General features: G+C 35.4%; 10 protein-coding genes and 1 pseudogene. 5 read left to right on the top strand and 6 right to left on the bottom strand.

Features of this window, described 5'->3' with window-relative positions:
- The first annotated feature begins 229 nt into the window (after positions 1–229).
- The gene (ppnN, locus tag A9G25_RS06375) at positions 230–1,606 is read left to right on the top strand and encodes a nucleotide 5'-monophosphate nucleosidase PpnN (RefSeq protein ID WP_034913512.1); all 1,377 of its coding nucleotides are present in this window, start codon (positions 230–232) and stop codon (positions 1,604–1,606) included.
- Between the two features lie 100 nt (positions 1,607–1,706).
- Here the strand turns inward: ppnN and radA are convergent, their stop codons facing one another.
- The 3 genes from radA to A9G25_RS06360 form a co-directional block, all read right to left on the bottom strand.
- Complete coding sequence (gene radA / locus A9G25_RS06370; protein ID WP_065626240.1) at positions 1,707–3,086, bottom strand: DNA repair protein RadA; 1,380 nt, start codon at positions 3,084–3,086, stop codon at positions 1,707–1,709.
- Positions 3,087–3,095: 9 nt separating this feature from the next.
- Positions 3,096–4,070: a phosphoserine phosphatase gene (gene serB / locus A9G25_RS06365; RefSeq protein WP_065626239.1), complete on the bottom strand. Its 975-nt coding sequence runs from the start codon at positions 4,068–4,070 to the stop codon at positions 3,096–3,098.
- A gap of 187 nt (positions 4,071–4,257) precedes the next feature.
- Positions 4,258–4,599, bottom strand: coding sequence for a winged helix-turn-helix transcriptional regulator (locus A9G25_RS06360; protein WP_065586612.1), 342 nt, complete (start codon positions 4,597–4,599; stop codon positions 4,258–4,260).
- A gap of 108 nt (positions 4,600–4,707) precedes the next feature.
- Between A9G25_RS06360 and A9G25_RS06355 the strand changes: the two genes are divergently transcribed.
- Positions 4,708–5,250: an NAD(P)H-dependent oxidoreductase gene (locus A9G25_RS06355; RefSeq protein WP_065626238.1), complete on the top strand. Its 543-nt coding sequence runs from the start codon at positions 4,708–4,710 to the stop codon at positions 5,248–5,250.
- Positions 5,251–5,303: 53 nt separating this feature from the next.
- On the opposite strand, the gene rsmB is transcribed toward A9G25_RS06355, so the two are convergent.
- Positions 5,304–6,596 (bottom strand): 16S rRNA (cytosine(967)-C(5))-methyltransferase RsmB, encoded by a 1,293-nt coding sequence (gene rsmB / locus A9G25_RS06350; protein ID WP_065626237.1) that lies wholly within the window; start codon positions 6,594–6,596, stop codon positions 5,304–5,306.
- A 37-nt stretch (positions 6,597–6,633) separates the two neighbouring features.
- Entirely contained in the window at positions 6,634–7,977 is a 1,344-nt protein-coding gene (locus A9G25_RS06345; protein ID WP_065626236.1) for a Na+/H+ antiporter family protein, read from the bottom strand.
- A gap of 185 nt (positions 7,978–8,162) precedes the next feature.
- On the opposite strand from A9G25_RS06345, the gene A9G25_RS06340 reads away from it, so the two are divergent.
- From A9G25_RS06340 to plsB, 3 genes are all read left to right on the top strand, one after another.
- Positions 8,163–9,035 (top strand): shikimate dehydrogenase, encoded by an 873-nt coding sequence (locus A9G25_RS06340; protein WP_065626235.1) that lies wholly within the window; start codon positions 8,163–8,165, stop codon positions 9,033–9,035.
- A gap of 120 nt (positions 9,036–9,155) precedes the next feature.
- A complete protein-coding gene (gene aroD / locus A9G25_RS06335; protein ID WP_065626234.1) occupies positions 9,156–9,920 on the top strand; it encodes a type I 3-dehydroquinate dehydratase in 765 nt (254 codons plus the stop codon).
- Between the two features lie 334 nt (positions 9,921–10,254).
- Complete coding sequence (plsB, locus tag A9G25_RS06330) at positions 10,255–12,672, top strand: glycerol-3-phosphate 1-O-acyltransferase PlsB (RefSeq protein WP_065626233.1); 2,418 nt, start codon at positions 10,255–10,257, stop codon at positions 12,670–12,672.
- A gap of 346 nt (positions 12,673–13,018) precedes the next feature.
- Here plsB and A9G25_RS06325 read toward each other — a convergent pair.
- Positions 13,019–14,735: pseudogene (locus tag A9G25_RS06325) on the bottom strand (hypothetical protein); the annotation flags it as partial.

The raw sequence follows: 14,735 nt of genomic DNA, 5'->3' as shown, positions 1-14,735 counted from the left end.
AAAATTAATAAGGATATAAGATGAAAGTCTCTTTCTTTATTCTATCTTTTAGGTAGTCTAATTTAATCTACTCACAGTTTAGTGATAGGACTTTAGTGAGTTTAATTCTGTTTGGATTTTGTTGTATCACTTTAATCTGTTATCAAGAAGATTTATCAACTTTACCTATTCAGTCAGTTTAAGTATATAATAGTCGCCTTGCTGATAAAATAGTCAAATGGAGGTTGTAATGATCACCCATATTAGCCCATTAGGATCAATGGATCTACTTGCTCAGGCAGAAGTCGATATCCTGAAAAAATCTGCCAATAGCGAACTTTATAAATTATATAGAAATTGTTCGTTAGCAACACTAAATGCAGGTAGTAAAACCGATAATACAAAAGATCTGTTAGATAGATTCCAGTCTTTCGAAATTAATGTGATTAGTAAAGAGCGAGGCGTCAAGTTGGAGTTGGTTAATGCTCCAGAAAGCGCTTTTGTTGATGGTCGAATTATTCGTTCAATTCAAGCTAATTTGTTTGCAGTGTTACGCGATATCCTTTTTTTGAATAGTCAAATCAGTGCAGTTAAAGAGCTTATTTCCGATTTCAAATTTGAAAGGGATCATTCGTTTTATATTACAAACCTTGTTTTTTCTATTTTACGCAATGCCAATGCGCTCCATGTGGGTGAAGAGCCAAATTTGGTTGTCTGCTGGGGTGGACATTCGATTAACGAAAATGAATACTATTATGCCCGTCAAGTAGGTATGCAACTTGGTTTGCGTGAACTTAATATTTGTACTGGTTGTGGTCCAGGTGTTATGGAAGCACCAATGAAAGGCGCTGCCGTTGGTCATGCGCAACAGCGTTATAAAGAAAGCCGTTTTATTGGTATGACCGAACCGTCAATTATTGCAGCAGAACCGCCTAATGCATTAGTCAATGAATTGATTATTATGCCCGATATCGAAAAACGCCTTGAAGCGTTTGTGCGAATGGCTCATGGCATTATTATCTTCCCTGGTGGACCAGGCACCGCTGAGGAGTTGCTTTATATTCTGGGTATTTTATTAAACCCTGCAAATAAACACCAAACCCTACCTCTTATTCTGACTGGACCTAAAGAATGCGAAGATTATTTTGCTTCAATAGATAATTTTATTCGTAGCACATTAGGCGATGAGGCAACTAAACTTTATCAAATTATTATCGATTCACCTGAACAAGTAGCTCGTATTATGAAAGAGGGTGTTAAGCATGTTAAAGCTTCACGCTTAAAAACAGGCGATGCTTATGGGTTTAATTGGCTATTAAAAATCGATGAATCATTACAACATACTTTCGAACCTACTCACGCTAATATGGCCTCATTAAATCTTCATCGTGAGCAACCTGTCGAACTGTTAGCCGCTGATTTGCGTCGTGCGTTTTCTGGTATTGTTGCAGGAAATGTTAAAGAATTTGGTATGAAGCAAATTGCCGAAAATGGTCGATACAAATTACAAGGTGATATTGAAATTATGCAGCAACTCGATAATTTATTGCGGAGTTTTGTTAAACAAAACCGAATGAAATTGCCAGGAGGAAGTGCTTATCAACCTTGTTATGAAATTTGTTATTAAACAATAATATTAACCCATTTAATAAAAATTGAACCCAACTTTAATCCGCCGATAATCTTATTGGCGGATTAATTTTAATTATTACTCTTTTATCTGGTTTTTAAAAATCACCTAAAATATCTAGTGCTTCTGACACTTTTTTAACTGCAAAAATCTGCATATTTTCGGGCTTTTTCTTTGGCATATTGGCAATAGGTACAATTGCTTTTTTAAAACCATGTTTAGCCGCTTCAGAGATACGTTCTTGTCCGCTCGGTACTGGTCGAATTTCGCCACCAAGACCAATTTCACCAAAAATAACGATATCTTGTGGCAACGGACGATTGCGAAAACTTGATACAAGTGCTGCAATCAATGCTAAATCCGCACTTGTTTCGGTAACTTTTACACCACCAACAACATTAACAAAAATATCTTGATCGGCCATTTGCAATCCCCCATGCCTATGCAATACTGCAAGCAATAATGCAAGCCGATTTTGATCTAATCCTACAGTCACACGTCTTGGATTACCATACATCGAGTGATCGACTAGCGCTTGGATTTCGACCAGTAATGGGCGAGTACCTTCCCACAATACCATTACCGAACTACCTGGTAGCATTTCATCTCCACGGCTTAAAAAGATTGCTGATGGGTTGCTAACCTCTTTTAAACCTTGTTCGGTCATAGCAAATACACCCAGCTCATTTACTGCTCCAAAACGGTTTTTATGACTGCGTAGAGTTCTAAAACGTGAGTCGGCATCGCCATCCAATAAAATTGAACAGTCAATACAGTGCTCAAGTACTTTTGGGCCAGCAAGAGAGCCATCTTTAGTAACATGCCCAACCATAATAATGGCAATGCCTTTTGTTTTGGCAAAACGAGTTAAATAGGCAGCTGTTTCTCGAACCTGTGCAACACTACCAGGCGAAGATTGGATATCAGTAAGGTGCATCACTTGGATAGAGTCAATCACCATTAGTTTAGGTTGTGACTGATCGGCAAGTAAGCATATTTGTTCAATGCTAGTTTCGGACAGCATATTGATATTATCCGCAGGTAACCCTAATCGATGGGCACGCATCGCAACTTGTTGGAGGGATTCTTCACCAGTAACATAAAGTGTATTCATTTGTGATGAGAGTTTACTCATGGTTTGCAGTAACAACGTACTTTTACCTGCTCCGGGATTCCCTCCTATGAGAATGGCACTCCCCGGTACGACACCACCACCAAGCACACGATCAAATTCTGAAAAACCAGTTGAAAACCTTGGCAGTGCCTCTAAACTGATTTCGGACAATTTTTGAATTTTAGCTTGCCCAATCCCGCTACCTGCATAACCCGTTAATCTGTCGTTACGTGAAGAGGTACTTGCAAGCCTAACTTCGGTAATGGTGTTCCAAGCATGGCATGAACTACATTGCCCTTGCCAACGTGGGTAATCTGCTCCACAATCATTACAAACATAAGCACGTTTTACTGCTTTTGCCAATTTAATCTCCTAACCTTCACTTAATAAACTAGTGGATAAAATACACCATAAACCTGTTAAATCTGCATAATTAATACTAATTCGTGCTTTTTCGACAACTTTAGGTTTACCATGATAGGCAACACCTAGACCAGCAATACGAATCATCATCAAATCATTGGCTCCATCACCAATTGCGACAGTTTGTTCAATGGGAATTTCCAACGATGCTGCTAGTTGTTGTAATGTCCTTGCTTTATATTTTGCATCAACAATTTGACCAGAAACTTTACCGGTTAATTTTCCATGTTTGACTTCTAATTCATTAGCATAAACGTCAACTAATTTTAACTTTTGCTTTAAATGATCCGCAAAATAGGTAAAACCGCCTGAGGCAATAGCAACATGCCAATTTTTTTTATGCAGTTCTTTTACTAAATAAGTTAATCCGGGTGTAAGGGGTAAATTATTTTTTACTTGCTGTAAAAGATCTTGATGTGCACCTTTTAACGTTGCTACTCGTTTACGCAAACTTGTTACAAAATCAAGTTCGCCACGCATTGCTTGTTCAGTTACCGCTGCAACTTGCTGTCCTACACCATGCAATTTGGCCAGTTCATCAATACATTCAATGCCAATCGCTGTCGAATCCATGTCCATAACAAGTAACCCCGGGGAGCGTAGCGTGGGTAAATTATCGATTGGGGCAACATCAATACCTAATGCTAATGATATCGATTTAGCTTTTTTAGGTATCACCCCTGCAATACGAACAATCTGATAAGTTTTGATTTTCCATGATGAAACAATCACCATTGGCATAGCAAGTTGATCTTGGAATTTTGATAAGACTGTTTTATTTAACTTTTTACCATAAATAATCCAGCCTGTTTTACCTGCATTATAATCTAAAGGAACCACTTCACAGCCATTTAATGACAGCGGTAAACCTTGCCAATGTTGGATATTTTCAGGTAAATCATTGTAGGTGAGAGTATAAGCCATATCTGAACATCTTTATAAGATAAAACAAGCCCAAAATTTATCACAACTACTAAAGATTGTCCAAGTTAGGATTGTGTGATTTTTTTAGTTTTTTATACTTAAACACATAGTTACCTGAAACTTTTTGACAAAATAGATAAAACCGTGGGTTACCTTTAATCATTCCACCGCGATGCTTATATCAATCTTAAATATTCAACGCCCATAAACAAAGTTGCTCTAATACAGGCCCTAATTTTTCGCCAAATGGCGTTAATTTATAGACAACTTTTAAAGGGGGTTTATCACCAAAAACGCGTCGAGTAATTAACCCATCCTCCTCTAATTTTTTAAGTTGTATACTTAATGTCATATCGGTAATATGAGGAATAATAGTTTTCAATTCGCTGAATCTTTTTTCACCAAAAAGCAAATAATAAAGTATTACCCCTTTCCATTTTCCACCAACTAAATCCATTGCCAAACTAATAGGGCAATAATAAGTTTTATTGTTATAACGTTTTAATGGTCTTTGTTCATCTATTTGCATTAATTCACCTAACTATCAAGTTTGATAGATATTGCTATAAGCTTATTTACGAATAAACTAATTAGAGTAACTATCATTTTAATAGCAAAAAGGAAAAAAGGTATCATTATGACATTAATTATTTTAGGTCACCCCAACATTAAACAGTCTATCGCCAATAAAACAATTATCGAAACATTACAAGATAAAGTTGAGAATATTGAAATTCGCAATATTCACAAGCTTTATCCAAACTATCAAATCAATGTACAAGAGGAGCAAGCCGCATTACTCAGACATGACCTTATCGTTTTACAATATCCAATGTATTGGTATAACATGCCGGCAATATTAAAAATATGGTTTGATGAAGTATTTACTTACCAATTTGCTTATGGCTCCAAAGGCGATAAATTAAAAGGTAAAAAACTATTACCAAGTTTAACCATAGGACAACAAGAACAAAATTATAAAAAATATCACAACGATTTAATGGATAATTTATTAGAGCCCGTCAAAGTATCAACCTTATATACGCAAATGGAATATCTGCCACCGATACTTTTATATGGTGTTTCACCAAAGGTTGAAGAGGTGCAAGCTAAAATAAAAACAAAAGCACAACAACATGGGCAACAGTTAGTTGAAATCATAAACAAATATAACCAATAAAAAATCAATATGATATTTATAATAATTGATAAATCATCATATTTTATGTTGTATTAACTATGCTTTTTTAAAACCGCATAAAAGAAACCATCACCACCATTTTCAGTAGGTAAAAATTGTTTAAGTTCACCTTGTAATTTGGCGCTGGTGTTTTCTTGTAAAAAACGCTCAATTTGTAATTTATTTTCGTCTGGTAGAATTGAACAAGTGGCATAAACTAAAGTACCACCAGTTTTTAAATAAGACCAAATATTAGTTAAGATTGCATGTTGTAGCTCAGTTAATTGGGCAATATCACTATCTCGGCGTAACCATTTTATATCTGGATGACGGCGGATAACACCTGTTGCTGAGCAAGGCGCATCAAGTAAAATGCGATCAAATTGTTGCCCTTCACACCATCGTTCTGGGGTTAATCCATCACCAACTTTAACTTCGGCATGTAAGTTTAATCGAGTTAAATTTTCGTGAATGCGCTTCACTCGGCTAGGCTCAATGTCCACCGCTAAAACTTGTGCTTTTGGAGCAACTTCTAAAATATGTGTGGTTTTACCACCAGGTGCTGCGCATATATCCAAAATGAGCTCGCCATTTTGCGGTGCTAACAAATAAGCGGCATATTGAGCAGACAGATCTTGTACCGTGACAGCACCCTCATCAAAATAGGGTAATTTATTTACATTGACAGGCGACAATAATCGCAGAGCACTAGGTAACTCTGGAAAGCTATCGGATTCAATTTGTTGTTCAGCAAGTAATTGTTGGTAATCATTTACTGAATATTGGTTAAGATTAACTCGCAACCACATTGGTGGCCTTTGGTTATTAGCATGAACAATGGCTTGCCACTGCTCTGGATAGGATTGCTTAAGGCGTGTTAACAACCAACTTGGGTGTAATGTCTGCTGGCTTTGTTGCTTGCTGTCTTGTGTAAATTGTTGTTGTAATGATGTTTGTTGGCGCAAAAACTCACGCAATACACCATTTACAACCCCTTTAAGCTGTGTTTTTTTGAGAGTATTGACCGCATTAACTGTCTCACCGACTGCTGCATGTGCAGGAATACGGGTATAGAGAATCTGGTAAATACCCACTAACAATAGGTCATGTAAAATTCTATTTTTACCCGTTAACACTTTACTCATCAAGGTATGAATATAAAAGTTGAGTTCTGGTAATACTCGCATAACACCAAAACAGATTTCTTGTACTAACGCCTTATCTTTATCGGCTATTTTGTGGTTTAAAGTTGTCAATGTAGCGCTTAATGACTGTCCTTCTTCTAGCACATTAAAAATAGCTTGCGCACAAATAGCTCTAATATTTTGGGATGATTTTTTATTCATAATGAATAACGACCTTAATTCATTTAATTGGATTAACTTATAAAATTAACGAGCCAATCCAACCAGCAATAAATAATGGAATATTAAAATGGGTAAATGTTGGAATAACACTATCACGAATATGATCATGTTGCCCATCACTATTTAGCCCAGAAGAGGTCGCTAAAATAGTATCTGATGGTGGCGATCCCGCATCACCAATCGCACCTGATGCACCAATTAAGCATACGGTGGCAATTGGTGAAAAACCGAGTTGTACACAAAGTGGTACATATACTGCGGCAATGATAGGGACTGTCGAAAATGAAGATCCAATACCTAATGTAATAACCAGACCAATTAGCATCATCACAAAAGCGGCAATCACTTTATTACCAGCAAATAATGCTGCACTGTTGTTAACTAAAGGTTCTATTTCGTTAGTCTGTTTTAACACTTCGGCAAAACCTTGCGCTGAAATCATTACAAACCCAATCATAGCCATCATTTTGATGCCGTCCGTAAAAACGCCATCAGCTTCGCCCCATTTAATCGAACCCGATACAATAAAGCAAATAAAACCAATTAAGGCACCTAAAATCATTGAACCAGTATAAAGTTGAACAGTAAAAGATAGAACAATCGCCAATAATGAAACAATAAGAGAGCGCTTATTCACATCTTTTAAAGCTTCTTGATTTGCCTCTCCACGAATAATTTTATATTCTCTAGGCTTACGATAACTAACAAAAATAGCCCATAATAGACCAGCAAACATGCCTAATGCAGGAATTGCCATTGCATGCATTACATTTACATGGCTAACATCCATTCCTGATGCGGTAATATTTTTTAATAAAATTTGATTTAAAAAGATATTCCCAAATCCTACCGGTAAAAACATATAAGGCGTAATTAATCCAAATGTCATAATACATGCAATCATTCTTCTATCAAGCTGTAAACGGGACATTACGTACAAAAGTGGTGGAATTAAAAGCGGAATAAAAGCAATATGAATAGGAATAACATTTTGCGATGAAATACTTACTAACCCAATAATAACAATTAAAATCCACTTGATACGTTTTTTTGCATCGCTTGATGTAAGTTGCTTAATAGCTTTATCAGCCAATAATTCGGGTAAGCCAGATTTTGATATTGCCACTGCAAACGCACCTAACATAGCATAAGAAAGCGCAATATTGGCTCCATTGCTGATCCCTGTATTAAATGCATCAATGGTTTCTTTTAACGATAAATGGCTAAATAGTCCACCAACAAATGCGCCAATTATTAAGCTAATAACGACATGAACACGGCAAAGAGATAAAATTAACATGCAAATTACCGCAACGACAACCGCATTGATTGAAGAAAACAAATCAAGCACTGTATTCATAAAATAAATTCTTATTTAAGAAGAAAACTTATTATTTTAGGCGATAGATGTTGAAAGTGCAATCGATAGTGTATACTCACTCTTTCATCTATATATAAATATATATAAAATTAAAAATGTGTTAATAAAAAATTCTAAAAATAGAACCCTTAACTAAAATGTAGGGCTATTGTGGAGAGTTGTTAATGAGAAATAATATCGACGGGCATTTTTTATTGATTGGCTTAATGGCTTACCCTATTCGCCATAGCTTATCCCCTCAAATGCAAAATACCATTTATTCTAAACTAAAGGTGCCTTATGTTTATTTAGCATTTGAAGTTGACCAGAAAAAACTCCCTGACGCAATTAAAGGAATTCGAGCATTAGGATTACGTGGCAGTGCCGTGTCCATGCCCAACAAGCAACTAGTCTGCCAATACCTTGATAAGTTAACACCTGCCGTGGAAATGAGTGGTGCGTGTAATACTATTTCAAACGATAATGGTGTTTTAACAGGCTATAACACAGATGGAATGGGCTACATGCGCATGCTAAAAGAAGCTAACATTGATGTGATAGGCAAAAAAATAACTATTCTAGGTGCTGGAGGAGCTGCAACAGCCATTGTTGTACAAGCTGCTCTTGATGGTGTAAAAGAGATCACTATCTTTAATCAAAAAGATGAGTGCTATACAAAAATAGAAGCTATTGCGAAAAAATTAAATCAAAATACTCAATGTTATGTACGCGTTATCGATCTGGCCGATAAAGATCAACTACGCAAAGAAATTGCAGATAGCGTCGTACTTTGTAATGCAACAGGTGTCGGAATGAAACCATTAGAAGGAAAAAGCTTAATTACAGATCCAACAATGTTAACCCCCGATCTTGTTGTTACAGATTGTATTTATAGTCCGCGTAAAACAAAACTACTTGAAATAGCTGAGCAACAAGGTTGTAAAATATTAAATGGTATTGGCATGATGTTATGGCAAGGTGCAGCTCAAATAAAAATTTGGACAGGCGAAGATGCCCCTATTGAATATGTGAAAGAACAAATGGGTTTTAATGATTAATAAATAATTTTTACGCTAATGACTTCATTTTAATCTCATTCTACTGTTTTATTTAACACAAAATTAAAACCAGATAAAATTATGGTCTATTAACGGAATTTTTAGCTAACAGGATACAAAATGAAAACACTAACCATCAAAAAACTTGAAATCGGTTCAGGCGCACCCAAAATTATTGTGCCAATTATCGGTAAAACTGAAGCAGAATTAATTGATGAAGTACAGTTTTTACAATCAATTGATTTTGACGTTTTAGAGTGGCGTGTTGATCACTTTATCCACGTTGATAATCTTAATACTGTAAAGTTAGTCGCTAAAAAAATAGCAGATTTACTACCAAATAAACCTATTTTATTCACTTTTAGAACCGCAAACGAAGGTGGAGCTAAGCCATGGCCATTAACATCTTATGTCCAATTGAATAAAGAAATGGCTTGTAGTGGGCTTATCGATCTGATTGATGTTGAGATGTTTATTGGTGATGACTATGTAAAAGATATTATCGATGTCGCACACAAACATCAGGTATTTGTTGTGGTATCAAATCATGATTTTGAAAAAACGCCATCTAAGAGCGATATTGTCTATCGACTAAAAAAAATGCAAGAACTTGGCGCAGACATTCCCAAAATTGCTGTTATGCCTAACACCGAGGATGACGTATTAACTTTGTTGGCTGCCACCACAGAAATGAACAAAGAACATTCAACCACGCCGATTATTACCATGTCTATGGCTGGGCTTGGAACTGTTAGTCGTATTTCTGGTTCGACATTTGGTTCAGCAATGACTTTTGGAGCTGCTAAAAATGCATCTGCACCAGGTCAATTAGATGTTAAACAATTACGATATATTTTAGATGCATTATACCAAAGTCGTAGTTAATTCAACTGAAACTATTTTATTAATCAATTAGCTAAAGAAGAAAAAACAGAGAGATCCATTTAGTTGATATCAATAAACCTTTATATTAGACTTTAATATTGTTATATAAGTTGTTTTTATCAGCTACTTACATGGACTAAAGATTGTGCAAATTTACTAACAGTCAAGCAGTAAGAAGTATATACTTCACTAAGTATTAAGTGCTTTTGCAGACTAAAAACAAAACTGCTTTAAATTTTTAATCTAAACATTTATTTCTCAGTTTGGTTAGAAAGTGCAGAGTCTAAGTTAGTTAAATGGATAATTAATAAAAACGTATGAGGTTTATTTTTTTATGTTTTCTTGGTGGACTAAAGTTTATTTTTTTCTAATCCAAATTTTGGTGAAACTTTTTGTTAAAAGCAAGCCAATTCCTACCGATCCAATAACAGAATTAGACCTTGATACCAACAAGCCAATTTTATACGTACTTCCTTATAACTCTCAAATCGATTTGATGGTGGTTCGATCTCTTTGCTTGCAATATAGTTTACCTGATCCATTAGTTGGCATAGATATCAATAATAAAGTTATTCCTGCTTATATCTATATTGATAAAGGACCTGGTATTTTTGCATCCAATCAACAAAAAAATAAAGCGATTGAAATTTTAAGAGACTATATTTCGGCACATCAACAAAATCATGATCTTGATATTCAGATGCTACCTATTTCGGTCATGTTTGGTCGCCGCCCTGATAAAGAAGGAGAAAAGAAACTTTCACTGCAAGTACTTGGTGCACCCAGTAAATTATTAAAAATAATGACATCAGGCAGAGACTGTTATACACGCTTTTCTCGTACTGTTTCGTTTAAAGATATTCATGTCGATAAACAAGATCTTTCAGTGTTAGCACATAAATTGGCTCGCGTTGCGCGTATCCATTTTGCAAAGCAAAGGATAGCTTCTGTCGGCCCCAAACTACCCATTCGCCAAGAAATGCTTAATAAATTATTAAATAATCCTGGACTGTCAGAAGCAATACAAGAAGAGGCTAAAAGCAAAAATATTGATATTGATAAAGCGAAAAAAAATGCTTTAGTAATGCTAAACGAAATTGCCGCTAATTTTTCTTATCGTATGTTAAGAATAACTGATTTTGTGCTCACTTGGGCATGGAATAGGCTCTATCAAGGTCTTAAAGTGACAAACGCAGATCCAGTTCGTGAGCTTGCGCAAAACGGACACGAAATTGTGTATGCTCCTTGTCATCGTAGTCATATGGATTACCTTTTATTATCCTATGTGCTTTATCGACAAGGTTTAGTTCCTCCCCATATTGCTGCTGGCATTAATTTGAACTTTTGGCCAGCAGGTCCTATTTTTAGGCGATTAGGTGCATTTTTTATTCGCCGTTCATTTAGAGGAAATAAGCTTTATACTGCCGTTTTCCGTGAATATCTGGCTGAACTATTTATCCGTGGTTATTCTGTTGAGTATTTTATTGAAGGTGGACGCTCACGCACAGGTCGGTTACTCGATCCTAAAACAGGCATGTTGATGATGACAATCCAAACATTATTGCGTGGTGATGCACGACCAATTACTGTTGTTCCTGTTTATATTGGTTATGAACATGTTTTAGAAGTTGCAACTTATGCCAATGAACTCCGTGGTGCAAAAAAAGAAAAAGAGAGTTTAGGACGCACAATTAAAGCATTTTTCAAATTAAAAAAATTAGGGTTTGGCTATGTTAATTTTGGCCAACCTATACCTTTGAATCAATTTTTAAACCAACACGTTCCAGAATGGCGAGATGCTATCGAACCGACAGGAACCCAACGCCCGCAATGGTTAACACCAACAACCAACTTACTTGCTAAACAAATTATGGAGCATATCAATTCATCAGTAGCAATTAATGCGATGAACTTATGTTGTTCAATATTATTGGCTGCAGACCAACGCGCTCTGACCAAAACCAGACTTCTTGAACATATTGATATTTTTTTAACTTTATTGAAAAATATTCCTTATTCAACGTTGATAACAATTCCCGATCAATCTGCCGAAGCGCTATTTGAACACGCAAAAGAAATGGGGAAATTTGTTATCACAACAGATGAAGTAGGTGAAGTTGTTGCCCTAACAAATGATCAAGCCATTTTAATGACTTATTATCGTAATAATATTCAACATTTATTAATTATACCTGCAATTATTGCAAGAATTTTAGTTAAGCATAATCAAATATCACCCCAAGAAGTGATAAATCAAATTAGATTGCTGTTCCCTCTGATTAAGTCAGAACTATTTCTTTATCATCATGATGTGCAACTTGTGGAATATATTAACCACATCATCATAACGTTTAAGGAGTTAAATTTTATCAATAATTCAGAGGATAAATTGATATTAAATTACACAAAAATGTCAATATTACAGCTAATAGCATCTTCATCAAAAGATACATTGCAACGTTACGCTATTGCCTTTTCACTGTTAAAAAAAGATCCAAACATTAGTCGATCCTCGCTTGAAAAAGAAAGTCGATTGATCGCTGAACGATTATCTTTATTACATGGTATTAATGCGCCTGAATTTTTTGACAAAAACGTATTCTCAACACTTGTCACATCGTTACGAGAGCAAGGATACCTTGATGATAAAAAAGAGGATAACCGTCCCAAAATACAAATTATAAATAGAATACTTAAACCACTCATTACTACGAGAGTAATGCAAACTATTGACGAAATTAATCCTTCATAAACTAACTTATTATTTACTTAATGATAAGCAAACACGATTATAATCTACTTCTAAAACTATTCATCCACAACATAAAAACTCAAAAGCCTTACAACAGGCTTTAAGTTTGCTTTTATTCTGCCATATCAAATTGTGATAATTTTTATTTAATCTCAGCTTCAGTTTATGTTTGATACCCTAAAAAAGCATTTAGAAATGAATCAACCAATAAACATCATCAAGCCCAAGTTAACATTAATCAAAGAATAAAACTACTCATCTAGCATAAATTATGTTAAGACCAATGAGTAAACAATGTTTGTCTGATTAAATTTAAGCAAGTCCCCTAAATGGATATATTCATTTTTTAAGGTGTAACGCAAGCAACTTTTGAGTCATTGCGTGTGTCAAACTCCATTCGACCACTATAATCTATAACATGGTAGTATTTCTTATTCCGCCATCTATTCCCTTTTTTAGAATTTATAGTCCAATATCGCCCCCCCCAACCACTAACATAGTAAGACAACGCCCCCCATTCATTAAATAATCCTCCTATCCACATCCTTCCGTTATGATAACTTAACTGTCGACGGTAATGATCAAAAGTGCGATCACGACCTGGTAGGCCACTTGTCCAACCGCCCAAGTCTTCCGTCGAATTTGCATTGGTTAAATCATTTACCCCTGCAAGTCGATAGTTGTACCTTAAATCTCCGCAAAAATCAATTGCTTCTTGTTGAGTAAATTCATCTCTATCCTTCGTAGTATTGATATACCAACGACCTAATTTAAAACTATATAGTAGACGTTTTTTATCGTTATCTGCGTAGAGCTTAAACACTGATGGAACAAATGTTCTATTTCTGGAAAATTGATCCGGGCCTTCTAATATGATTTTAACAACATTATTTTTATTTCCTTCAGCACTAAGTTTTAATATAACACCTTGACCTGACTCTGGTTGCACCGTTTGGCCATTAAATTGAATAATTTGTTGTGCTGTTATCCCTTCTACTTTTATCTTAAAAAACAATCCGTTGGCGCCTGTGCTCGGAAAGTTCTTAACAGGGTTATTGATATCTTGTGGTATAAAGCCTTCTCCAGCCCTCCAATCTGGACCATCTAAATCAGCAAAGTGATTACTTGTAGTAGAGTCTATCCAAATATTGGGTTGTGCATAACAAACTGAAGCTACATTTTCATTGGGTTTAATATAATACGAGTGGCTATCTCCTTTTAAGTGACTTTCGCTAGGAACACCATATTCGGTTGATAAAAGCACATCAGTCGAACTCAGGGTTAATTTATAGGGAGCTTCGCAAGGATCTAATATAGTATCAAGGTTATTCTTTACCCGCTGAGTAATATCAACATTTTTATAATTTTGCCACTTTACTTTTAATTCGCCAGACGCTTTAGCGTTACCATCATCATCACTATCCGCCCAGTAATAGTAGGGATCTGAAATTAAAGTATCAAGGGTAACTGATGGATAATTTTTGTTCCCTGCTGAAGGAAGTGGAATTAAACTTTGAATGTGACTAAAGGTATCCGTACTGCTGGGTAACACTATTGGATCATCGGCACTTGAAGTATCTTCTAGAGCAAGAATAGTTCGCCCATCTGATAATGTAATGCTTAACAATTCATTTGAAGCATTAACCGCCGTAACACCACCATCCAATGTAAAATAAGGTTTATGACCATTAATGACACGATTTGTCTGAGTCGATAAAACGGCCATTACGTAACTTGACATCATTAAACTTAATAATGCTACTAGACTTCTGAAAATATGGCGCTTAACATTCAAATTTAATTGTATTACCTGCAAGGTTTGATTTTTTACAATTCTTAGTGAATATTGAGAATAGATTCGTGATACTAAATTTAGAAAATATAAAGTACCAATTGGATACGCTTGATAATGAAGTAAAAGCGCTAAAAACTTAAAAAGTAACGGTTTTCGTAAAATGAATTTATTAAGTGGTTCAAAAGGTTTTGTTGGTTGTTGGTTGTTGGTTGTTGGTTGTTGGTTGTTGGTTGTTGGTTGTTGGTTGTTGGTTGTTGGTTGTTGGTTG

It is taken from the genome of Gilliamella sp. Bif1-4 (assembly GCF_001690535.1).
Classification (GTDB): Bacteria; Pseudomonadota; Gammaproteobacteria; order Enterobacterales; family Orbaceae; genus Gilliamella; species Gilliamella bombi.
The sequence above is the reverse complement of the archived record's forward strand: the minus strand, read 5'-3'. Positions and strand labels throughout refer to the sequence as shown.